Origin of the sequence: Aeromonas sp. S5(2024) (genome assembly GCF_041403025.1) — a bacterium.
GTDB classification, from domain to species: Bacteria; Pseudomonadota; Gammaproteobacteria; order Enterobacterales; family Aeromonadaceae; genus Aeromonas; species Aeromonas hydrophila.
The window spans coordinates 402,431-425,666 of sequence record NZ_JBGLRI010000003.1; the positions used below are offsets into that span (position 1 = coordinate 402,431).

At 64.2% G+C, this 23,236-nt stretch carries 19 protein-coding genes; 9 read left to right on the top strand and 10 right to left on the bottom strand.

Annotated features, from left to right (window positions below; all coding sequences use genetic code 11):
* Positions 1–7 precede the first annotated feature (7 nt).
* On the top strand, positions 8–1,192 hold the full coding sequence (locus ACB032_RS08425; protein ID WP_323953728.1) for an iron-containing alcohol dehydrogenase: 1,185 nt from the start codon (positions 8–10) through the stop codon (positions 1,190–1,192).
* A gap of 33 nt (positions 1,193–1,225) precedes the next feature.
* On the opposite strand, the gene ACB032_RS08430 is transcribed toward ACB032_RS08425, so the two are convergent.
* Together ACB032_RS08430 and cysM are read right to left on the bottom strand one after the other, a co-directional pair.
* A complete protein-coding gene (locus ACB032_RS08430) occupies positions 1,226–1,507 on the bottom strand; it encodes a hypothetical protein (RefSeq protein WP_017410040.1) in 282 nt (93 codons plus the stop codon).
* A gap of 165 nt (positions 1,508–1,672) precedes the next feature.
* On the bottom strand, positions 1,673–2,578 hold the full coding sequence (gene cysM / locus ACB032_RS08435; RefSeq protein ID WP_371137740.1) for a cysteine synthase CysM: 906 nt from the start codon (positions 2,576–2,578) through the stop codon (positions 1,673–1,675).
* Between the two features lie 134 nt (positions 2,579–2,712).
* Here cysM and ACB032_RS08440 point away from each other — a divergent pair, with 134 nt between their 5' ends.
* The 6 genes from ACB032_RS08440 to ACB032_RS08465 all read left to right on the top strand — a co-directional run bounded on the left by ACB032_RS08440 (position 2,713) and on the right by ACB032_RS08465 (position 8,071).
* Positions 2,713–2,970 carry a GNAT family N-acetyltransferase gene (locus ACB032_RS08440; protein WP_011705401.1) on the top strand — a complete coding sequence of 86 codons (258 nt, stop codon included), beginning with the start codon at positions 2,713–2,715 and terminating at the stop codon, positions 2,968–2,970.
* Complete coding sequence (locus ACB032_RS08445; RefSeq protein WP_371137741.1) at positions 2,960–3,580, top strand: nucleotidyltransferase family protein; 621 nt, start codon at positions 2,960–2,962, stop codon at positions 3,578–3,580. The genes ACB032_RS08440 and ACB032_RS08445 overlap by 11 nt, the downstream gene beginning before the upstream one ends.
* A 70-nt stretch (positions 3,581–3,650) precedes the next feature.
* Positions 3,651–5,474 carry a SulP family inorganic anion transporter gene (locus ACB032_RS08450; RefSeq protein ID WP_011705399.1) on the top strand — a complete coding sequence of 608 codons (1,824 nt, stop codon included), beginning with the start codon at positions 3,651–3,653 and terminating at the stop codon, positions 5,472–5,474.
* A 146-nt stretch (positions 5,475–5,620) separates the two neighbouring features.
* Positions 5,621–6,967 (top strand): MATE family efflux transporter, encoded by a 1,347-nt coding sequence (locus ACB032_RS08455; protein WP_011705398.1) that lies wholly within the window; start codon positions 5,621–5,623, stop codon positions 6,965–6,967.
* 11 nt (positions 6,968–6,978) lie between these two features.
* Positions 6,979–7,569, top strand: a complete 591-nt coding sequence (locus ACB032_RS08460; RefSeq protein ID WP_371137742.1) for a hypothetical protein — start codon at positions 6,979–6,981, stop codon at positions 7,567–7,569.
* Between the two features lie 286 nt (positions 7,570–7,855).
* Positions 7,856–8,071: a YdcH family protein gene (locus ACB032_RS08465; RefSeq protein ID WP_011705396.1), complete on the top strand. Its 216-nt coding sequence runs from the start codon at positions 7,856–7,858 to the stop codon at positions 8,069–8,071.
* Between the two features lie 321 nt (positions 8,072–8,392).
* Here ACB032_RS08465 and ACB032_RS08470 read toward each other — a convergent pair whose 3' ends face one another.
* The 3 genes from ACB032_RS08470 to ACB032_RS08480 form a co-directional block, all read right to left on the bottom strand.
* Complete coding sequence (locus tag ACB032_RS08470) at positions 8,393–8,752, bottom strand: hypothetical protein (protein ID WP_371137743.1); 360 nt, start codon at positions 8,750–8,752, stop codon at positions 8,393–8,395.
* Between the two features lie 215 nt (positions 8,753–8,967).
* On the bottom strand, positions 8,968–12,543 hold the full coding sequence (nifJ, locus tag ACB032_RS08475) for a pyruvate:ferredoxin (flavodoxin) oxidoreductase (protein WP_371137744.1): 3,576 nt from the start codon (positions 12,541–12,543) through the stop codon (positions 8,968–8,970).
* Positions 12,540–14,186 (bottom strand): NAD(P)-binding protein, encoded by a 1,647-nt coding sequence (locus ACB032_RS08480; RefSeq protein ID WP_371137745.1) that lies wholly within the window; start codon positions 14,184–14,186, stop codon positions 12,540–12,542. The genes nifJ and ACB032_RS08480 overlap by 4 nt, the downstream gene beginning before the upstream one ends.
* A 390-nt stretch (positions 14,187–14,576) precedes the next feature.
* Here ACB032_RS08480 and ACB032_RS08485 point away from each other — a divergent pair, with 390 nt between their 5' ends.
* Both ACB032_RS08485 and ACB032_RS08490 read left to right on the top strand, forming a co-directional pair.
* Positions 14,577–16,391: an MOSC N-terminal beta barrel domain-containing protein gene (locus ACB032_RS08485; protein ID WP_371137746.1), complete on the top strand. Its 1,815-nt coding sequence runs from the start codon at positions 14,577–14,579 to the stop codon at positions 16,389–16,391.
* Between the two features lie 219 nt (positions 16,392–16,610).
* On the top strand, positions 16,611–18,323 hold the full coding sequence (locus tag ACB032_RS08490; RefSeq protein WP_044799637.1) for a methyl-accepting chemotaxis protein: 1,713 nt from the start codon (positions 16,611–16,613) through the stop codon (positions 18,321–18,323).
* A 59-nt stretch (positions 18,324–18,382) separates the two neighbouring features.
* Here the strand turns inward: ACB032_RS08490 and htpX are convergent, their stop codons facing one another.
* The 5 genes from htpX to bioB form a co-directional block, all read right to left on the bottom strand.
* Positions 18,383–19,255: a protease HtpX gene (gene htpX / locus ACB032_RS08495; RefSeq protein WP_011705391.1), complete on the bottom strand. Its 873-nt coding sequence runs from the start codon at positions 19,253–19,255 to the stop codon at positions 18,383–18,385.
* 112 nt (positions 19,256–19,367) lie between these two features.
* Positions 19,368–20,048, bottom strand: coding sequence for a dethiobiotin synthase (gene bioD / locus ACB032_RS08500; RefSeq protein WP_017410030.1), 681 nt, complete (start codon positions 20,046–20,048; stop codon positions 19,368–19,370).
* An 82-nt stretch (positions 20,049–20,130) separates the two neighbouring features.
* Entirely contained in the window at positions 20,131–20,934 is an 804-nt protein-coding gene (gene bioC / locus ACB032_RS08505) for a malonyl-ACP O-methyltransferase BioC (protein WP_371137747.1), read from the bottom strand.
* Positions 20,924–22,120: an 8-amino-7-oxononanoate synthase gene (bioF, locus tag ACB032_RS08510; protein WP_371137748.1), complete on the bottom strand. Its 1,197-nt coding sequence runs from the start codon at positions 22,118–22,120 to the stop codon at positions 20,924–20,926. Before bioF ends, bioC begins: the two co-directional genes overlap by 11 nt.
* A complete protein-coding gene (gene bioB, locus ACB032_RS08515; protein ID WP_016350182.1) occupies positions 22,117–23,205 on the bottom strand; it encodes a biotin synthase BioB in 1,089 nt (362 codons plus the stop codon). Before bioB ends, bioF begins: the two co-directional genes overlap by 4 nt.
* Positions 23,206–23,236: the final 31 nt, after the last annotated feature.

Below are 23,236 nucleotides of genomic sequence, written 5' to 3' on the forward strand. Positions count from 1 at the left end.
GAGCACCATGAGTCGCTATTACGATTTTTTCTGTCCGGTCAAACTGATGGCGGGCGAGCAGGCGCTGGAGCAACTGGCCGGCGAGCTGGCGGGATTGGGGGCGCGCAGGCCGCTGCTGCTCACCGACAAGGGGGTCAGCGGCACTGGCCTCGCCACCCTGCTGGCCGGGGTACTGGCCGAAGGGGAGCTGCCGGTGGCCGCCATCTGGGACGAGATCCCGGCCGACTCTTCCACCGCCGTGGTGGAGCGGATTGCGGCCCGTCACCGGGAACTTGGCTGTGACAGCCTGGTGGCGCTGGGCGGCGGCTCTGTCATCGACACCGCCAAGGCGGTCAACATCCTCGCCTCCATGGGCGGGGATCGGCTGCTGGATTACGCAGGCGCCGGCTGCCTGACCCGGCCGCTGCAACCGCTGGCGGTGGTGCCCACCACGGCGGGCACCGGCTCGGAGGTGACCCTGGTGGCGGTGATCAAGGACGAGGCGAGCGGACGCAAGGTGCCCTTTACCTCCCCCTTCCTGCTGCCCCAGCTGGCGGTGCTGGATCCGCGCCTCACCCAGGGGCTGCCGCTCAACATCACCGCCGCCACCGCCATGGATGCCATGACCCACGCCATCGAGGCCTTCATCGGCAATGCCAAGAACCCGGTCAGCGACGCCCTGGCCCTGATGGCGGTGGAGAAGATCGCCAGCGCCCTGCCCCAGGTGCTGAACAACCCGCAGGACAAGCGGCTGCGGCTGCAGCTGGCGGAAGGCTCCACCCTGGCGGGCATGGCCTTCTCCAACTCCATGGTGGGGCTGGTGCACGCCCTCGGCCACAGCCTGGGGGCCCGCTGCCACCTGCCTCACGGCCTGTGCATGAACCTCTTCCTGCCCACCGTGCTCGACTACAACCGGCCGGGCATCGATCCCGAGCTGGCCCGCCTGCTGTTGCCGCTGGTGGGGGCCGAGCGTTTTGCCGCGACCCCGGCCGCCGCGCGGGCCCAGGCCGCCATCGAGGCGCTGCAGGCGCTGCGCGATACCCTGTGGCAGGCGGTCAAGCTGCCACGCACCCTGCGCGAGGCCGGCGTCACCGACAAGGCGCTGCTGCCCGAGATCCGCGATCTCGCCATCAACGACGGCGCCCTGCTCTACAACCGCAAGGATGCCGACCGCACCCAGCTGCTCGGCCTGCTCGAGCTGGCCTGGGAGTAATCAGACAGAGGCCCCGCATCGCGGGGCCTCCTGTTACCAGCTGATGGTGGCGCCGGCGCCGTAGTTGCCGCGCTCTTCGGGCGTTTTTTCGCGCCAGATGGACTCCTTGTTGCGGCGCACAGCCTCTTCCCGCTCTTGCTTGCGCTCCCAGACGGGTTTTACCTCGTCCAGCGGCCGCTCGTGTTTCTGCCCCTGGTGATCAATCACCGAGCACTGCTTGTCGCCGCACTGATAGGCATAGGGCTCGACGGTACAACCCGCCGTGGCCAGACAGAGGCCAAACAGAGAAAGACGAAGAGAGGAAGGCAAGATCATGGGACGCTCCTGTTTGCATCGGTCAACCAAGGGCGCCGAGTGTCAAACAGGAGGCAAATGGAATCAACCCTGCCAGCAGGGTTGATTGTTACAAGGGGTACACAGTGCAATGTATCAGCAAGCTATTGATACATATCACGTTAATCATCGCGCTGACGCAAGCCCTCAGCCTTGCTCGTCGCTGAACACCCCGGTGGAGAGGTAGCGATCCCCCCGATCGCAGATGATGGCCACCACCACCCCCTGCTTGATCTCTGCCGCCACCCGCAAGGCGCCGGCCACGGCGCCCCCCGAGCTGACCCCGCAGCAGATCCCCTCCTCCCGCGCCAGCCGGCGCATCATGACGAGTGCCTCCTGCTGGGTCACGTCCAGCACCCGATCCACCCGGGCGGGCTCGAAAATGGCCGGCAGGTAGGCCGCAGGCCAGCGCCGGATCCCCGGGATCTGGCTCCCCTCGGCCGGTTGCAGGCCGATCACCTGCACCGCCGGATTCTGATCCTTGAGGTAGCGGGAGACCCCCATGATGGTGCCCGTGGTGCCCATGGCGGAGACGAAGTGAGTGACCGCCCCCTCGCTCTGGCGCCAGATCTCGGGGCCGGTGGAGAGGTAATGGGCATCCGGGTTGGCCGGGTTGTTGAACTGATCGAGCACCAGCCCCTCGCCCCGCGCCTGCATCGCCAGGGCGAGGTCGCGCGCGGCCTCCATGCCGCCCTCCACCAGTACCAGCTCGGCGCCGTAGGCCTGCATGGCATCGCGCCGCTCCTGGCTCATGGTATGTGGCATGATGAGCCGCATCCGGTAGCCCCGCGCCGCCGCCACCATGGCCAGCGCGATGCCGGTGTTGCCGGAGGTAGCCTCGATGAGGCGGGCCCCAGGCGCTAAGTGACCGCTCGCCTCCGCGCACTTGATGAGGTTCAGCGCCGGCCTGTCCTTGACCGAGCCGGCCGGGTTGTTGCCCTCCAGCTTCACCAGCAGGGTGACACCGGGGTGGGGATTGATGCGACGCAGCGCCAGCAGGGGGGTATTGCCGATCAACTCTTCCAGCGTGGCAAAAGCCATAATGGGATCCATCCTTCGTGAACTGTTCTATACCTTGGCTAGCGGGTATGTACCCGGCCGGGCTCGCAGTGTAAGCGACCCCGAACAGTTGGCAAAGGGGCGCCAACATGGTCAGATAACCCCATCCCCCGTACCGAGGAGCAAGCATGAGCGAGATCATTCATCAGGCCAACCAGCAGCAATTCATCTGTGTGGTGGATGGCAAGGAGTCCAGGCTGCGCTACCGGCGGCTCGACGCCAAGACCATCGACGCCTACAGCACCTTCGTCCCGCCCGAGCTAAGGGTACAGGGGATCGCCGATCAGCTGGCGCGCACCTTCTACAGCTGGACCCAGGCGGAAGGGCTCACCATAGTGCCGAGCTGCAGCTACATCGACGTCTGGTTGCGCCGTAATGCCGGCTGACACCCAGACGCGTCACAGCACGCCAGCCTCGCACGCTCGCCAGGGCGCCCTGGAAGCCAACCTGCAGGCGCAGACCGAAGCCCTGCTGCGGGCCGATGAGCAGCGCATGGATTGCCTGCGGGCAGCCCGTGAACTGGCACTGCCCGACTGGGCGCTGGGGGCCGGTTTTATCCGCAACCTCATCTGGGATCACCTGCACCGCAAAGCGGCGCCAACCGCCCTCAACGATATCGATCTTATCTATCTGGACAGTGCTGATCCCACTGGATTGCAGGAGGCCGAACACGAAGCCTGGCTCGCCACCAGGATGCCGGGCCAGCAGTGGGAGGTGCGCAACCAGGCCCGCATGCATGTGCGCCAGCTGGTGCCCCCGTTCACCAGCTCGCTCTCGGCCCTCAGCCACTGGGTGGAGGTGCCCACCTGCATCGGGGTCCGGCTGCTGGCAGACGATTCATTCGAGTGGCTGGCCCCCTACGGCTTTGCCCCCAACTGGTCCCTGCAGGTGGACCCCAACCCGCGCTGCCGCCAGGAGCGCCGGGTCTTTACCGAGCGGGTCAAGGCCAAGGAGTGGCAACGGCTGTGGCCTGACCTGGTGGTGAACTGGCCATAACCTGATTGCAATGTTTCGATAACCTTGGGCACACTAAGGAAAAGCTGTTTGTAACTCAATGGGTTAAATAATGCGCGACTTCTTCTCACTCGAACGCTGGCTACCGGGCCTCGCCGCCCTGCTGCAATACCAGCGGGCCTGGCTGATGCCGGATATGCGCGCTGGATTGTCGGTGGCCGCGGTGGCCCTGCCCGTGGCCATCGCCTATGCGGAGCTGGCAGGGGTGGGGCCGCTGGTCGGCCTCTACTCCTGCATCCTGCCCATGCTGGTGTACGCCCTGTTCGGTACCTCCCGCCAGCTCATCGTCGGGCCGGATGCCGCCACCTGCGCGGTGATCGCCGCCGTGGTGACCCCGCTCGCCGCCGGGGACGCCACCCGCCACTGGCAGTTGGTGATGACCATGACCGCCATGACCGGCTTCTGGTGCCTCATCGCCAGCCGCTTCAAGCTGGGAGTGCTGGCGGACTTTCTCTCCCGCCCAATCCTGATGGGGCTGCTCAACGGGGTGGCCATCACCATCATGGTGGGCCAGCTCTCCAAGATTTTCGGCTTCACCTTCAGCGAGCGCTACCTCATCGAGCGGATCGCCGGCGGTGCCAGCTACATCACCCAGACCCATCTGCCCACCCTGGCCATGAGCCTGACCGCCCTGCTCACCCTGCTGCTGGCCAAGCGCTTCAAACCGGCCTGGCCCTCCTCCATGGTGGCCATGGTGGTGACGGCAGGACTGGTGTGGGCGCTCGATCTGGGCCAGTTCGGCATCGCCACCCTGGGCGCCATCGGCTCGGGCCTGCCCGCCTTCCAGCTGCCGGAGTTTCCCCCCGGCCTGATGCGGGAGCTGGTGCTGCCGGCGCTCAACCTGGCCATGGTGAGCTTCGTCTCCATGATGCTGACCGCCCGCAGCTTCGCCGCCAAGAACGGCTACGAGATCGATGCAGACAAGGAGTTTCGGGCCCTCGGCATGGCCAACCTGGCGGCGGCAGCCTCCCAGGGCTTTGCCATCAGCGGTGCGGATTCGCGCACCGCGGTCAACGACGCCAACGGCGGCAAGAGCCAGCTGGTTTCCATCATCGCCGCCGCCGTCATCGCCCTGGTCACCTTCTACCTGACGGCGCCGCTGCAATACATCCCCACCGCCGCCCTCGGCGTGGTGCTGGTGATGGCGTCTTTGTCGCTCACCGACTTTCGCGGTCTGTGGGCGCTGCGCCACTCCGATCGCTCCGCCTTCTGGCTGGCGCTCATCACCTTCATCAGCGTGCTGGCCATGGGGGTCATTCCGGGCATCACCCTCGCGGTGCTGCTGGGGCTGTTCCAGTTCCTGCGCAACGTGATGCGCCCCACCGACCAGCTGCTCGGCATGGACGACGAAGGGGTCGTACGCACTCTGGGGGACAACGAGCAGGCCAAGGCCATTCCCGGCATCCTGGTCTATCGCTTCAACTCGCCGCTCACCTACTTCAACGCCCCCTACTTCAAACGGCGAGTGCTGGCGCTGCTGGTGCAGGATCCCCACAGCCCCAAATGCCTGGTGGTGGATGCGGTGGCCTGCTTCACCCATCAGGACATCAGCGTGATGAGCATGCTGGGGGAGCTGCACAAGGATCTGAAACGACGCGGCATCCACATGGTAATGGCCGGCCGCCACGGCCAGATGAGCCTGTGGCTCAAGCAGGCCGGGATCCGGGTCGGCGACGAGGGGATCATCCTCTGCCCCGACATGTATCAGGCGCTGCGCATGACCCGCTGCTACCGCGAGCCGGTGTTCAAGGATGATGAGGTGGTGGAGAGCACCACCGAGGCCATCCTCTCGCGCTGGCCCCAGGATGACGCCCTGCCCGATTCGGCGCGCCTCACCCTGCCAAGCGAACAGGAGGCGGGTGCCACCCCGGCCTGATCCAGTGCTGGCCCTGCCCATGGCGGCAGGGCCCGCGCTCTCTTCCCCTGCTTGGTCACCGCCACGATTGCGCCTCGCCCCCGCTTGGTGTTAAATGCCCGTCCAGATGGCGCTGACGAGGGCCATCCCCAGTATTTGGACACCCCATGCAAACTCAATCCCACGCAGGTCCGGGCACCCTCTTCTCCCTGACCTGGCCACTGTTTATCGATCTCGCCCTGCACTTTCTGACCGGGGCCCTCAACACCTTCATGGTGGGTCACGTCTCCTATCAGGGGGTGGCGGCGCTCGCGGTCGGCAACCAGGTGTTCGATCTCGCCATCACCTTGTTCAGCTTCGTCAGCATCGGCACCAGCGTGGTGATCACCCAGTATCTGGGGGCCGGTGACAAGGAGAAGGCCCGCGTCGTCATCCACACCGCCATCGGTTTCAACCTGCTGGTAGGGCTGGTGGCCGCCGTCGGCGTCATCGCCGGGGCCAGTACCATGCTGGCGCTGATGAACCTGCCCGCTAACCTGATGAGCGATGCCACCCTCTACCTGCAGATCATCGGCCTGTGCCTGCTGCCGGAAGCGGCGGCCCTCTGCCTGGCTGCCACCCTGCGCGCCCACGGCCACACCCGTCAGGCGATGTACGTGACCCTCATCGTCAACCTCATCACCTTCGTCGGCAACCTGCTGCTGCTCTACGGCTGGTTCGGCCTGCCCCAGCTCGGGGTGGCCGGGGTCGCCATCAGCACGGTGGCGGGCCGCATCGTCGGGGTGGTGCTGCTGGTGTGGCTGGTGGCGCGCAAGACCGGCATCCGGCTGCGCCTGCCGGAGATCGTCAAACCCAGCCGGCTGATGCTGGGCAAGGTGCTGCACATCGGCCTGCCGGCCGCCGGCGAGAACCTCTCCTGGATGCTGCAGTTCATGGTGGTGACCGCCTTCGTCGGCCTGCTCGGCGACAAGGCGCTGGCGACCCAGTCCTACTTCTTCCAGATCTGCCTGTTCATCCTGCTGTTCGGCCTCTCCATCGGCCTTGGCAACGAGATCATCATCGGCCATCTGGCAGGGGCTCGCCGCTTCGAACAGGCCTACCGCCAGCTGCTCAAAAGCCTGAAGCTGGGGCTCATCGTCACCGCCTTCATCGCCTTGCTGGCGGCCCTCAACGGCCGCACCATCATCAGCCTGTTCACCGATGATGCCGACATCATCACCCAGGTGGCGCAGCTGTTCTTGATAAGCCTCATTCTGGAACCTGGCCGTACCTTCAATCTGGTGGTGATCAACGCCCTGCGCGCCACCGGGGATGCCCGTTTCCCGCTCTACATGGCGCTCGTCTCCATGTGGGGGATTGCCGTTCCACTGGCCTATTTCCTTGGTATCATGCAGGGTTATGGACTGGTCGGTATCTGGTTGGCGCTCGCCTGCGACGAGTGGGTGCGCGGTCTGGCCATGTTCTGGCGCTGGCGCAGTCGTCGCTGGCAAAACAAAATTCTTGTTGAAACATAAGCGGAATCACAATGAAGAAGATAGGACTCTTGTTGGCGGCCATCCTGCTCAGCCCGCTCGCCATGGCGCAAACCGCCCCCGCCGCCCCCAAGGCTCAGGCGGCCCAGACCTGGTACGTGGCCCCCATCGCCATCGATGAAACCAGCGAAGCGCAGAAGGCGCTGACCAAGGACTTCATGGCCCAGATGATCAAGACCATCAAGATCAACGAGTACCAGACCGGCAAGGCGGTGGGCAAGACCAAATCGCCCAAGTGGCTGATCCGCACCAAGCTGATGCCCGCAAGCCAAGAACCCCTGGTCGGCAAGAAGCACCCGCAGGGCCTCACCTACGGCAAGGGCATCCCCACCCAGGAGATCGTCGGCGAGCTCATCATGAACGGCACCCTGGTGGCCCATGTGGGTCAGGGCTGGCGCGAGCCCATCGTCCCGGGTACCTCGGTGGCCGAGAAGATCACCATCGCCAACTACCAGTACGCCATCGGCAACGAAGCCAAGGCCGCGGATCTGGAAGAGCTGGCGGCGCAGATCGGCTTCGAGGTGGGCAAGGTGATCGCCCGCGACGGCAAGCCGCTGCCCGAGAAGAAAAAGAAAAAAGAGTAAACGCCACACCTGTTACCAAGAAGGGGCCCTGCGCCCCTTTTTGCTGCCCGTCCGGCGGCCACAAGCTGTCATCCGGCCGTCACAATTGTGATCCATCCGGCACTTTTCAGACTCTCTGCTTACCGATAAAAGTCTTATCAGCTTGTGATTCAAACAGTTAAAAATCGCCCATCCCATGCAGCAAATCATTGGTCCCGAATTGGAGCCGGATCACATTTATCTCGCGGGGGACGCGGTAGTTTGGTCTTGCAGGCACAATCAAACGAAACCAAGGAGGCCGCATTACATGTTCCCAGAGTACAGAGAGCTCATCTCGCAACTGAAGAGCAGTGATGTCCATTTCCAAAAGAAGTTTGACTTGCACAACGACCTGGATGTGGAGATTAGAAAGTTGGAAAAGCATCACGCCAGCGACTACAGCTCCGAGGTGAAGGATCTGAAAAAACAGAAACTTAAACTGAAAGAGGAGATCTACGACATCCTCAAACAACATCCACAATAGACGCCTCGACGAATACCTGGATAAGCAACTTATCCTGCCAGCCCGGCCCGATGCCGGGCTTTTTGTTGGCTGCTAACGACAACACTGAGCAGGCCATATCAAGCAGTCAGCGGTAACCCGAGCAGCCCGGTCCCCAGAATACCGATCGTCCAGGCTATGTATTGTTCTGTCATCGCCCCTTCACTTGCTTGACGCTATTTGCCATGCACAGCTTACAAACCCTTAGCTTACCCCCTACAGCCTACAGAAATAAAATGCTGCCAAGGTGGCGGCATTTTATTTCTGTGTCTGTTTCTTATAGAGCCTTTTTCTACAGATCTTTCATCCTGCACTCTTGCCCTGAGCCTCTGCAAAAAGGTAACCACCAGAATCTCTGCGGATGGTTATGAATTCATCTTCATGTTCCCCGTCAAAAAAGGTGCACTCATACGAGGCGGATCGTTCTGCTTCAATCCTTATGCCCGCTACTGTTGCAGGCACTGAACTTCCAATGCTTATCGCAGCAAGTTCTTCCACTCTGGAAATATCAGACTCTAGCTCAGGAAGAATTTCTTCTGCATTACGCAAACAAGCTACACGGTTTTTGCCTGAAGGGTACTCGACCCAAATAAGCAATCGCCCAATTTGAAATTCGTCGCACTTTGGATATGAACCCAAGAGATTTAAAAGGCGGTTAGTCATAAGCACCTAACAGATTTATTCAGTGAAGTGACTCACTCTAACACAGACATGTTTATTAAAAACTTTCAATGCCTTAGAGCCAATCCCTTTCAAAAGCAACCTCCATTAAAGTCGGAAATATGGATGTTTTTACGCTATACCGAGCCTGTCACTACCCAAATGCCAAAAAAGCGGGCCAGTGGCCCGCTTCGTTTTATGCAGAGTTAACCCCATCCTCACACCGGCGGATGGAAATGACTGGCCTCGCGGGTGGCCATTTCCTCGTAGGTGGCCCACTTCTGCCACGCCACTTGTTGCGCCACCTGCATCAGCCGCTCGGCCTCTTCAGGGTGGCTCTGGGCCAGTACCCGATAACGGGTCTCCTCTTGGCGATATGTAGCGAGCGGGATGGAGGGGCGCAGGCTGTCGAGGCTGAAAGGGTTCTGCCCCGCACTGCGCAATACCGGGTTGTAGCGCATCAGCGGCCAGTGACCGGAGGCCACGGCGCGTTTTTGCTGGGTCAGGCCAAACTCCATGTCGATGCCGTGGGCGATGCAGTGGCTGTAGGCGATGATCAGCGACGGGCCCGGATAGGCCTCCGCCTCACGCAAGGCTTGCAGCGCCTGCTGCGGGTTGGCACCAAAGGCGATACGAGCAACATAGACGTTGCCGTAGGAGATGGCCTGCAAGGCTACATCCTTCTTGGCCAGCGTCTTGCCCCCCGCCGCGAACTTGGCGACGGCACCGAGCGGGGTCGATTTCGACATCTGGCCGCCGGTGTTGGAGTAGACCTCGGTATCCATCACCAGCACGTTCACATCGCGCCCGGAGGCGAGCACGTGATCGAGTCCCGCCGAGCCGATGTCATAGGCCCAGCCGTCGCCGCCGATGATCCAGACCGAGCGGCGCACCAGCTGATCGATAAGCGACAACAGCTCGCGGGCCTTGCCGGATTTCACCTCCTCCAACCGTTCTCGCACTTGCGCGACCCGGGTGCGCTGGGCGCGGATCTCCGATTCCAGCCGCTGCGGGGCGCTGACCAGCGTCTCCACCAGCTCGACCCCGATCTCCCCCTTCATCGCCTGCAAGGCTGCCACCGCCTGACCGTGATGCTGATCGGCGGTGAGGCGAAAACCAAAGCCGAACTCGGCGTTGTCCTCGAACAGTGAGTTGGACCAGGCCGGCCCCTTCCCTTCGCCGTTTTTGGCCCAGGGGGTGGTCGGCAGGTTGCCGCCATAGATGGAGGAGCAACCGGTGGCGTTGGCCACCAGCATGCGGTCACCAAACAGCTGGGTCAGCAACTTGAGGTAAGGGGTCTCGCCACAACCGGCGCAGGCGCCGGAGAACTCGAACAGGGGTTCGAGGAACTGGGTGCCGCGCACGGTGGAGAAATCCACCCGCTCACGGGCCGGCCAGGGCAGGCTCTCGAACCAGCGCAGCGCCTGTTTCTGGCCGGCAAGGTGCGGCGCCTTGTCCATCATGGCGATGGCCCGCTCGCCTTCATGGCTTTCATCCGCTCCGGCCCGCACCGGACAAGCCTGTACGCACTGGCCGCAGCCGGTGCAATCCTCCGGATAGAGCTGCAGGGTGTAGCGACTGTCGGGGAAGCCCTTGGCGGTGACGGGTACCGACTGCGCAGCCTCGGGGGCGGTCGCCAGCCAGTCCTGATGGTAGAACTTGGCCCGCAACGCCGCGTGGGGGCAGACGAAGACGCAGTTGCCGCACTGGATGCAGATATCCGAATTCCAAATCGGGATCTCGCGGGCGATATCGCGCTTCTCGAAGCGGCTGGTGGCGGTGGGGTAAGTGCCGTCCACCGGCAGCATGGAGACCGGGATGCGATCGCCGCGCCCCGCCAGCATCTCGCCGGTGACCCGCTGGACAAACTCGCTACCACCCGGCGCCAGCGGCAGCGGATAGTCGCTGATCTGCTCCTCACCGGCTGGAATGGCCACCTGGTGGAGATGGGCCAGGGTGTCGTCCACCGCCGCGAAGTTGCGCTCGACCACCTCGGGCCCCTTGCGGGCATAACTCTTCTCGATGCTCTCCTTGATCAGCGCAATCGCCTCATCCCGCGGCAAGATGCCAGCCAGCGCGAAGAAGCAGGTCTGCATGATGGTGTTGATGCGATTGCCCATGCCGTTGCGCTCGGCCACCCGATCGCCGTCGATGCAGTAGAGGCGGATATCGAGGGCGCGGATGCGGGCACGCAGCCGCTCGGGCAGCTCGGCCCAGACCCGGTCCGGCTCATGGGGAGCATTGAGCAGCAGGGTCGCCCCTTCGGCGGCGTGCTCCAGCAGATCGACCGATTCGACAAAACCCCACTGGTGGCAGCCGATAAAGCTCGCCTGCTCGATAAGCCAGGGGGCGTCGATGGGCTCGGGGCCAAAGCGCAAGTGAGAGACGGTGCGCGAGCCCGACTTCTTGGAGTCGTAGACGAAGTAGCCCTGAGCGTGGAACCCCTCCAGCTCGCCGATGATCTTGATGCTGTTCTTGTTGGCACCGACCGTGCCGTCGGCACCAAGGCCGAAGAACAGCGCCCGCACCCGGCTGGCGGGCTCCAGATCGCCGATGGGGTGCCAGGCCAGACTGAGGCCGGAAACGTCGTCCACTATCCCCACGGTAAAGCGCGGGCGCGGCGCGTCGGATGCCAGTTCCTCGAACACCGCCGCACACATGGCGGGGGTGAACTCTTTGGAAGAGAGGCCGTAGCGGCCGCCACTGAGCCAGGGCTGGCGCTTGATAAGGCCGCGCTGCAAACCGTCGATGAGGGCGCTCTGCACATCCAGCAGCAGCGGCTCGCCGCCGGCGCCCGGCTCCTTGGTGCGATCCAGCACCGCCATCCGGCGCACGCTCGCCGGCAGGGCATCGAGCAGCGCCTGTACCGGGAAGGGGCGATAGAGGCGAATGACCAGCACTCCGGTCTTGCGATCCTGCCGGTTGAGCCAATCCACGGTAGTGCGGGCGGTGGCCGCCCCCGACCCCATCAGCACGATGACATCGGTGGCATCGGGGGAGCCGTGATACTCCACCAGCCGGTAGTGGCGGCCGGTCAACTCGCCGAGGCTCTCCATGCACTGCTGCACCCGCGCCGGCACCGCCTCGTAGAAGGGGTTGACGCTCTCGCGGGACTGGAAATAGGTATCCGGGTTCTGGGCGGTACCGCGCATCACCGGATGATCCGGGTTGAGGGCCCGCGCACGGTGGGCGCGTACCCAGTCGTTGTCGATAAGGGCGCGGATCTCATCTTTGTGCAGCGCGACTATCTTGTTCACCTCATGGGAGGTGCGGAACCCGTCGAAGAAGTGAATAAAGGGCACCCGGCACTGCAGGGTGACGCTGTGGGCGACCAGGGCCAGGTCCTGCGCCTCCTGCACCGAGCCGGAGGCGAGCATGGCAAAACCGGTGCTGCGCGCCGCCATCACGTCCTGATGGTCGCCAAAAATCGACAGCCCCTGCGCCGCCAAGGATCGGGCCGCCACATGGAACACCGCCGAGGTCAATTCGCCGGCGATTTTGTACATGTTGGGCAGCATCAGCATCAGCCCCTGACTGGCGGTGAAGGTGGTAGCCAGCGCCCCCGCCTGCAGGGCGCCGTGCACCGTGCCGGCCGCCCCCCCTTCGCTTTGCATCTCCACCACCGTGGGGATGTTGCCCCACAGGTTGGTCTGCCCCTCCGCCGCCCAGGCGTCGGCCAGTTCGGCCATGGTCGAGCTCGGGGTGATGGGGTAGATGGCACATACTTCGCTCAGCTGATACGCCACCCGGGCCGCGGCTTCGTTGCCGTCGACCATGATCAGTTCATGTTTCATTGGGACTCCTCCGGTTGGCGCAGCTCGATGGCGTGGCAGGGACACTGGTCATGGCAGGCACCGCAGCCGGTGCAGAGTTCGGCATCCACCTGATACCCCAGACCCGGCCCCAGCTTGGCGATGGCCTGCTCGGGGCAGCTGCCATAACAGCCGTCACACTCGAAGCAGTTGCCGCAGGAGTAGCAGCGCGCCGCCTCGTAGCGGGCCGCCGTCTCGTCCAGTCCGCCGATGATCTCGCCAAAGTCGTCCCGCGCCGAGGGCGGTTTGACCGGCTGGCTGCTGGCGGGAGCATGGGTCTGGAACCAGAGCTGCAACTGCTCGGGCCCCACCAGTGGGTAGGAGAGCGGCTTGTGGTAGAGGCGACCACGCAGCCAGGCATCCATGTGGCGCGCCGCCTTCTTGCCGTGGCCGGTGGCGATGGTGACGGTACGCTCGGAGGGCACCATGTCGCCCCCGGCAAACAGACCCGGCACATCCGTCATCAGGTTCTCGCCAACCTGTACCACCCCCTCCTTGTTGACCCGCACGCCGGGGATGCTCTCCAGCACGCTCAAGTCCACCTCCTGACCCAGCGCCAGAATGAGGGAGTCCGCTTCAAGGGTTTCAAACTTGCCGGTGGGCACCGGCTTGCCCTCGGCATCCAGCGCCATCACCTCAACTTCAATGCTGGTGTTGTCGAGCTGGCGGATGGTGCGCAACCAGTTGATCTTGATCCCCTCCTCCTCGGCCTCGTCGGCTTCAAAGGCGTGGGCGGGCATATGGTCCCGGTCGCGGCGGTAGATGATCATCGCCTCCTCGACCCCGAGGCGACGGGCGGTGCGGGCCGCGTCCATGGCGGTGTTGCCGCCGCCGTAGATGGCTACCCGTCGTCCCAGCTTGGGCGGTGGCAAGCCCTGCTCCTCGGCCAGGCTGGCCTGCTCGAGGAAGCTCACCGCATCGAGGATCTTGCCCGCCTCCCGGGCCGGAATGTCGACCCGCTTGGCCAGATGGGCGCCGATGGCCATGAAGACGGCGTCAAAGCCCCCCTCGTCACGCGCCTTGAGCACATCCTCCACCTTGTGGTTGAGGGTCAGGGTCACCCCGGCGGCGACGATGCGGGCCACCTCCCTGTCCAGCATCTCGCGGGGCAGGCGGTAGGCGGGAATGCCGAAGCGCAGCATGCCACCGGCGAGCGGGCCCGCCTCGCGGATCTCCACCTGATGGCCGAGCCGGTTGAGGTGCCAGGCACAGGAGAGGCCGGAGGGACCGGCACCGATCACCAGCACCTTCTTGCCGCTGGCGGGTGCGGGGGGCGCAGGCTGCCAGCCACGGGCCAGCGCCTCGTCGCCGAGGAAGCGTTCGATGGCATGGATGGAGACGGCATCATCCACCTGGGCACGGTTGCAGGCCGTTTCGCAGGGGTGATAACAGACCCGCCCGTGGACTGCAGGCAGGGGATTTTCTTCGATCAGTCGTTGCCAGGCCGCTTCAAAGCGGCCCGCTTCGGCCAGGGCAAGCCAGGCCTGGATGTTCTCGCCAGCCGGGCAGGCATGGTTGCAAGGTGGCAGGGCCGGCCGCCAAACGGGTAGCCGAGTACGGACCGGGCCTGTTCCCGTTTTCTGGGAGAGATCCGGCTGTGGGGTCATATCCAGTTGTTTGCTCATACATTGCTTTCTTCTTTTTGTGTGACAGGCCCCATCCGAATGCGCTTGATACCGTTTTGCCTGGGCAGACGGTGGCCGGAGGGGGAAGAAGCGAAAGCGTTAGAAACTGGAAGCTGACTCGATAATGGACTGATTTGTGTACCGAATGACGGATCAGGATCAAAAAATGTTGCACTTTATGAGGTATGGAGTGCACAACGTGACCCGTGTAACATCTTGCCCGTCTGCAGGAGTCACCGCTCGGGCTCGCGCCCCGCAAGCAACGCTTCGCCGTTCTCTGGCCCCGTGAGCCGGGCGCATCAGGCCGCCCCCCTGCAACGATTGCTGCACGGAACAGCTCCCGTTATCTTGTCTCCTGCACTGGAACCACCACAGCACAAGGACCCGGCCATGCCCAAGCTCGCCAGCATTCATCTCTATCCCATCAAGTCCACGGCAGGCATGCCACTGACCCGCGCCCTGGTCACCGAAGAGGGGCTGCAGGGGGATCGCCGCTACATGGTGGTCAAGCCGGACGGCAGCTTCATCACCGCCCGCACCCATCCCCAGTTGCAGCAGGTGGTGGCCACTCCCATCGAGGGCGGTCTGCAGCTGCGCTATCCGGGCCTTGACCCCCTCATCCTGCAAGAGCGGGAGTTTTCCCGCACGCCCCGGGCCACCGGGGTCTGGAGCGACAGCTTCAGTGCCCTGCAGACCCAGCCCCAGGCCGATCAGTGGCTGAGCCAGGTGGCGGCGGAGCCGGTTCAGCTGCTCTGGCTCGGTGAAGAGTCCGCCCGCTTTCGGGAGAAGACCGGCACCCGGGTCAGCTTTGCCGATGGTTATCCGCTGCTGCTGATAAGCCAGGCCTCGCTTGAGGATCTCAACCTGAGATCCGACGCGCTGCACCAGATGAGCCAGTTTCGCACCAACCTGGTGGCGAGCGGCACCCTCCCCTTCGAGGAGGACAGCTGGAAACGGATCCGCATCGGCGAGGTGGAGTTTCGAGTCGCCAAGCCCTGCAGCCGCTGCATCATGACCACGGTGGAGCCAGGCACGGATCGCTTCAATGCCCTCAAGGAGCCGCTGGCCACCCTCACCCGCTACCGGCGCGGCGAGGATGGCGAGGTCTACTTCGGCCAGAATCTGGTGGCCCTCAACGAGGGCTGGATTGAGGCGGGCAGCGAGATCGAGGTGCTGGAGCGCGCCCGCGCCCCCGTCTACCCCAACGCGGCCCCGAAAAAACGGGAGCTGGTGTGCGTGGCTCGCGAGCCGCTGGCGCGGGATCTGGAGACCTTCTGGTTCGAGGCGGCCGATGGCGAGCCCCTGCCCGACTATCTGCCGGGCCAGCATCTGCCCATCAGCCTGGACATTGGCCTGGGTCTGCGGCGCGAGCGTCTGCAGCGCCGCTATACCCTGAGCTCCACGCCGGAGCGGCCCGAGCGTTACAGCATCAGCGTCAAGAAGGTGGGGGGCGGTCGCATCTCTCACTGGCTGCACCAGCAGTTGCAACCCGGTGACCGGTTGCTGGCCGCAGCGCCGGCCGGCGAGTTTCACTTAGGCACCGGGCGCTCCCTGCTGCTGCTCTCGGCAGGCTCGGGGGTGACCCCCATGCTCTCCATTGCCCGCACTCTGGCCTTGCGCGGGGAGCTCGGCGACGTGCACTTTATGCACCTGTGTCGCAGCGAGGCGGACATTCCCGCCGCCGGCGAACTGCACGCCCTGGCGCAGCAGGGGATGACCCTCACCCTGATCCTGAGCCAACCCGATACGCACTGGCAGGGGCTCAAGGGGCGACTCGGCGATGAGCACCTCGCACAGGTCAAGCAGCTTGCCGAACGGGAGGTGTTTATCTGCGGCCCCCACGGCTTTATGGCCGATGCGGCCGCCAGACTGACCGCCCTGGGCGTGCCTGCCGAGCAGATCCGCCAGGAGAGCTTTGGCGGCGCCATCCTCTCGGTGGCGCGCCCCCACCAGGCGGTGCAACTGCGCATCGGCAAGCAGAGTTTTGCCGGCAACAATCAGGGTACCGTGCTGGATCAGGCCCACAAGCAAGGGGTGGATCTGCCCTGGAGCTGCCGCGCCGGCATCTGCGGCAGCTGCAAGCAGACCCTGCTCGCGGGCGAGGTGGATCACCCCGATGCCCCGGCCATCACCGCCGCCGAACGGGCCGAGGGCAAGATCCTCACCTGCTGCGCCGTACCGCTCACCGACCTTGTCATCAAATAAGGTGATCGAGCAGCGATAACCCCACCGGCCGGGTGCCCGTTCCCGGCCGTTTTCTCCCTGTTTCGGTACGTTTTCCCTCGCCTCCACCTTTTCTCCAAACCCCCGCAACCTTGCCGGGTCCCGCTCCTATACTCACAGCAACAACAAAACCCCTCCGACGTAGCGGCCTTTGCCGTCTGACCAAGGGGGTTATCCGGTGAGAATAAGGACGCTCAAACCATGGAACAGAACAGACCCGCCTTTCAGCTCAACCTGCTGCTCTCCGTCGTCACCCTGATCCTGCTGTCGCTGGTATTTTTTGCCTACAGCTGGTCAGGAACGCAACTCGAGCAGAGCTATCAGCAACGCTATCAATCCTATCTGCTGGCCGATGAACTGCGGCAATCCTCCGACGACTTGACCCGCCTCGGCCGTACCTACGTGATCACCAAGGATCCGGCCTACGAACAGCAGTACATGCGGATCCTGGCCATTCGCAACGGGGAGCAGAACCGGCCGCAGGGCTACAACCGCATCTACTGGGACTTCGTCGCCGCCAACGGCCAGAACCCGCGGCCCGACAGCCAGGTGCGCCGTGGCCTCATCGACCTGATGAAGGACACCGGCTTTACCGAGGAGGAGCTGGCCAAGCTCAACGAGGCCAAGAACAACTCGGATGCCCTGGTCAACACCGAGGTGGCCGCCTTCAAGCTGGTGCAGCAGACGGACGGCGATCTGGCCGCCAACCAGCAAAAGGCCATCGCCATGATGCATGACAAGGCCTATCACCAGAACAAGGGGCGCATCATGTCCCCCATCGACGACTTCTACGTCCTGATGGAACACCGCACCCAGCAGGCGGTGGACGACGCAGCCAGCCAGTCCGCCATGCTGCGCTACCTGTTCATCGCGCTGGGCCTGGTGTTGATGTTCTTCCTCTGGCGCACCTACAAGGCATTGCTCGACCTGGTCGGCACCTCGGTCGACCAGCTCAGAAGCGATCTCAACCACCTGGCCGAGGGGGACTTCTCCCAGCCCATCAAGGTGCCGGCCGGTGCCAAGGAGAGCCTGATCGGCCTGCTCGCCACCATGCAGGGCACCCTCAAGGGGATCATCGCCCAGGTCTCCCACTCCAGCGAAGAGCTCTCCGGCTCGGCCGACAGCATCGCCCAGATAGCGGAACAGACCGCCCAGTTCGCCACCTCTCAGCAGACCAGCACCCAGACCATGGCGGCCGCCATCGAAGAGCTGGTGGTGAGCATCAGCCATCTCTCTGACAACGCCACCCACGCCGACGAGCTGAGCAAGGTCTCCGCCAACACCCTGGCCGAAGGCTCCGGGGTCATCAAGCAGACCCTCGACAGCATCCAGAGCATCTCGGATACCGTCTCCAACGCCGCCAGCAGCATCGCGGATCTCAACAGCCATACCCAGCAGATCTCGGAGATCATCGAGGTGATCCGCGGCATCGCCGATCAGACCAACCTGCTGGCCCTCAACGCCGCCATCGAGGCGGCCCGGGCCGGCGAGCAGGGGCGCGGCTTCGCGGTGGTGGCCGACGAGGTGCGCAACCTCGCCAGCCGCTCGGCCGCCTCCACCCAACAGATCACCGGCATGATCGGCAAGATCCAGAGCGGGGCGGATGCCTCCATCCGCAGCATGGAGAACACGGTCAACAACGTCTCCCGCGGGGTGAGCCTGGCAAGCCAGACCGGCGAGGCCATCGCCAGCATCCAGAACCACGCCGCCAACCTGACCGGCCTGATGGGGGAGATCAGCCACACCCTGCGCGAGCAGTCCACCGCCGCCAACGAGGTGGTCTCCACCGTCGGCAACATCACCTCCCTCTCCGAGCAGTCGGGGGACGCTGCCCGCCACGTCTCGCAGGAGGCGGCCAAGCTCAAGCAGTTGTCACGGCTGCTGCGCCAGGAGATGGCCCACTTCAAGCTGTAGCTAAGCTCACAAAACAAAACGGCTGCCCGAGGGCAGCCGTTTTCATTGGTACGGTACGCTTAACCGCGCAGGGCGGCGATGCGCTGCTCGATGGGCGGGTGGCTCATGAACAGCTCGCTCATGGAGCGTTTGCCGTTGATGCCGAACGCCATCATGGAGCCTTCTAGTTGCGGCTCGGCACCGCGGGAGAGGCGCTGCAGTGCGGCGATCATCTTGTCGCGGCCGGCCAGCTTGGCGGCACCGGCGTCGGCGCGGAATTCACGCTGACGGCTGAACCACATGACGATGATGGAGGCCAGCACGCCGAACAGCATCTCCAGCACGAACACGGTGATCATGTAGGCAAAACCGCCGGTGCTGCTGCTCTCTTCGTCGTTGTTGGAGCTGAAGAAGTTGCTGATGACGCCAGCCACGATGCGGGCGAAGAACATCACGAAGGTGTTCACCACCCCCTGGATCAGGGTCAGAGTCACCATGTCGCCGTTGGCCACGTGGCTCACCTCGTGGGCCAGCACGGCTTCCGCCTCGTCACGGCTCATGCTGTAGAGCAGACCGGACGATACGGCGACCAGCGAGTCGTCACGGCGGGCACCGGTGGCGAAGGCGTTCATCTCGGGGGAGTCGTAGATCCCCACTTCCGGCATCTTGATGCCCGCTTCACGGGCCTGACGGGCCACGGTACTGACCAGCCAGTGCTCGGTCTCGTTACGGGGTTGCTCGATGACCTGGACGCCATAGCTGCGCTTGGCCATCCACTTGGACATCAGCAAGGAGATAAAGGAACCCCCAAAACCGAACACGGCGCAGAACACCAACAGACCGGAAATGCTGGACTTGTTGATCCCCAGAACCGAGAACAGGATATTGAGTACCACCCCCAGCACCAGCATGACGGCCAGGTTGGTCACCAGGAATAGCATAATTCGCTTCATATTGACTCCTTGTGAGATATGGACGCGTGGCCCGTCACCAGTTCGCTGCCGGTCGGGCCACACCTGTCACGCATAATAGACAGTTTCTATGAATGTTCGCTGAATGTCGGATTCAGAGCAGGGGCGAAATGTCGAGTCGCCCGCGCAGATCAGCCTCGAGCGGATTGTTTACAAAGGGTATTTCACCCAAAAACGGGGCCGGCAGCAAGCCCCGCAGGGTGTCCAGATTTTCCTGATAGTGGCTCATGGAGCCGTGCAGCCGGTTGATGACCCAGCCCGCCACCGGCAGGTTGTTGTTGCGAATGGCGGCGAAGGTAAGCAGGGCATGGTTGAGACAGCCTAGTTTGGCCCCCACTACCATGATGACCGGCATGTTCTCCTGCTTGACCCAGTCCGACAGCAGATGTTTGCGATCGAGTGGCAGGAACCAGCCCCCCGCCCCCTCCACCACCACCAGCTCGGCCCCCGCCTGTTCAATCTGGCGCAGCCCGTCCGACAACCCCTTCAGGGTAATGGCATCGCGCGCTTCGCTGGCGGCGATATGGGGCGCGATGGGCGGCTCGTAGGCGTAGGGATTGACCAGATCGTAGGGGAGCGACAGGCTCGCCGCCTCCTGCAGCAGCACGGCATCAAGATTGCGCAGCCCGTCCGGGGTGCGGGCACAGCCGGCGGAGATGGGCTTGTAGCCGGCGCAGCGCAGACCGTGCGCGGCGAACTCCAGCAACAGGGTGCGGGCGACCAGCGTCTTGCCCACATCGGTATCGGTGCCGGTGACAAAGAAGGATTTAACCATGATGACTCCTCAATACGGGGCCGCTGCCCGGGCTCGCGATGGCGGGCAGCGGCTTCTCAATTCTCTCGGCCCATGAGACCGGTTAGCGGCGGATCAGCTGGCCGAGGCACACCTGATAGCTGGCGGCCAGCAGGCCGTCCGGTTGGCGATGGGCTTCATAGGCCTGGCTCAGGCGCTGCAGACGCTGGCGACTGCTCAGTCCAATATGACGCTCGTCATTGACCTGGCTGGCGCCGATCCCCTTGAGATCGCGCAGCAAGCCGTTGAGCTCGGGGTAGCCGAGCGACCAGGTCAGGCTTTCCAGCGCCGGGGCGGCAAAACCACCGGCGGCGATGGCATGCTGCAATTGTGGCAGGCTGAGGAAGCGATTGACATGATCACACTCGTCAACCGTGCGCCAGGCCTCACGCAATTGCCAAAGCGACTCGGCCAGCAGGGTCGAGAACAGCAGCCGGCCGCCGGGTTTGAGCACCCGGTGCAGCTCGGCGAAGGCCTGGGCCGGTCGCTCGCACCACTGCAGCGCCAAGCTGGAGAAGACCCAATCAAACGTCTCGTCGGCAAAGGGGAGCTGCTCGGCATCGCCGCACAGCAGGCGGGCGCCGCTGCCGCGAAGGGCGGCCTGCGCCAGCATACCGGGGGCCAGATCCAGCCCGGTCAGCTCGCTGCAACGCCCGGCCAACGCTGGCAGAAAGAAGCCGGTGCCGCAGCCCAGATCCAGCCCGCAGCCGCCAACTCCCTCATGCAGACCCGCCGCACTCATCCGCTCAAGCAGCGCCTGCCCCACCTCCTGCTGGAAGCGAGCGTGGGCGTCGTAGTGACGGGCGGCGGCACCGAAACGGCGGGCAAGCTGGGCCTTGTCGACCGCCTGAAAACGCTCATGGAGCATGACTGCCTCCTCTCTCGTCGTCCGCCGGGCAGGGACCGAGGGCATCGAGCAGCCGATCCACATCCTGTTCACTGTGGGCCGCGCTCAAGGTGATGCGCAGGCGCGCCGTGCCGACCGGTACCGTGGGCGGGCGGATGGCGCCAGCCCAGACGCCGCATTCGCGCAGCCGCTCGGCCAGTTGCAGGGCAGCGATGCTTTCCCCCACCAGCAGCGGCTGGATGGGGGTGGTGCTGGCACCCAGTTGCCAGCCCAGCGCCTCTGCCCCTTGCCGAAAACGAACGATCAGCTGACCAAGCTGGGTGCGGGCCTCGTCGGCGGCGCGCACCAGTTCGATGCTCTGGCTCACCGCACAGGCCTGGGCCGCCGGCATATGGGTGCTGTAGACATAGTGGCGGGCGAAGTTGACCAGATACGCCACCAGCTCGCGGCTGCCCCCCACAAACGCGCCGGCCACCCCGAGCGCCTTGCCGAAGGTGCCCATCTGGATGTGCACGCTGGCAGGAGCAACCCCCTGGGCCGCCAGGGTGCCGCGCCCTTGTGGCCCCAGCACGCCGAGGCCGTGGGCATCGTCGATCATCAGCCAGTTGCCGCTCTGGGCGGCCAGGGCTGCGAGCTCGCGCCAGGGGCCCTGATCCCCGTCCATGCTGAACACCCCCTCCGAGACGATCAAGCCTCGACTTGGCTCAAGCTGCCGCTCAAGGGCCGCCATGTCGTTGTGGCCGAAGCGCTTCATCTTGCAGGGCAGCTGGCTGCCCATCTCCTGCAGGGAGGCGTGGTTGAGTTTGTCCTGCCACAGCAGGTGCTCCTTGCCGAGCAGGGCTTTGAGCACCGCCTGATTGGCAGAGAAACCGCAGTTGAACAGCAGCACCGCCTCCAGCCCCAACCAGTCAGCAAGCGTCTCTTCCAGCTGTTGGTGGGCACGACTGTAGCCAGTCACCAGCGGCGAGGCGCCGGCGCCGGCACCATAGCGGTCAATCCCCTCCTGGAAGGCAGCCTTGATGGCGGGGTGACCGGCAAGCCCCAGATAGTCGTTGGCGGAAAAGTTGAGGTAATCGCGCCCGGCCACCCTGAGCCGTCCGCCACTCGCCCCGTCGGTCGCGATGCGGCTGCGCAGCAGGCTTGCCTGCTCGCGCTCGGAGAGCGCCGCGCTCAACCCAAAGGGGCCCGTTACTGCAGGGCCGTTCATGACCGCGCGGCCCCGGCACGGGGGCGGGTGGCGTCATAAAACATTTCGGCGGGCTCGCTCTGGCGGCTCACCTCGGCCAGCAGCTCCTCCTCTTGAACCTGGTCCGGCTTCTGGGCCCGCTGGGCGGGGCGAATGCCGAGCCGCTTGAACAGCTGCATGTCGCTGTTCTCGTCCGGATTGGGGGTGGTCAGCAGCTTGCAGCCATAAAAAATCGAATTTGCCCCCGCCATAAAGCACATGGCCTGCATCTGCTCGTTCATCTTCTCCCGCCCGGCGGAGAGGCGCACGTGGGAAGCCGGCATCATGATGCGTGCCACGGCGATGGTGCGGATGAATTCGAACGGATCGAGGTTCTCCTGGTTCTCCAGCGGCGTGCCCTTCACCTTGACCAGCATGTTGATGGGCACGCTCTCCGGGTGGCGCGGCAGGTTGGCCAGCGCCATCAAGAGGCCCGCCCGATCTTTTGCCTGCTCGCCCATGCCGACGATGCCGCCGGAGCAGACCTTCATGCCGGCGCCGCGCACATGCTCCAGGGTATCTAGCCGGTCCTGATAGGTGCGGGTGGTGATGATGTCGCCGTAAAACTCCGGCGAGGTGTCGAGGTTGTGGTTGTAGTAGTCAAGGCCGGCGGCCCCGAGGCGCGCCGCCTGATCGGCGGTGAGCATCCCGAGCGTCATGCAGGTCTCCATGCCGAGCCCGCGCACCTCCTCGATCATGCGCAGGATATAGGGCATGTCCTTCTCTTTGGGGTTGCGCCAGGCCGCCCCCATGCAGAAGCGGGACGAGCCGTTGGCCTTGGCTTCGCGGGCCCGCTCCAGCACTTTCTCCACCTCCATCAGCCGCTCGGCCTCAAGGCCGGTGTGATAACGGGCGCTCTGGGGACAGTACTTGCAATCCTCCGGGCAGGCACCGGTCTTGATGGAAAGCAAGGTGCTCACCTGTACTTCGTTCGGGTCGAAATGGGCGCGGTGCACGGTCTGGGCTTGGAACAGCAGATCGTTGAATGGCAGGGCAAACAGGGCCTGAACCTCGGCGAGGGTCCAGTCGTGACGAAGGGCATGAGCGCCCGCGGTAACAGCATTCATACATGGCTTCCAATTGTTATAAGTGGGATCC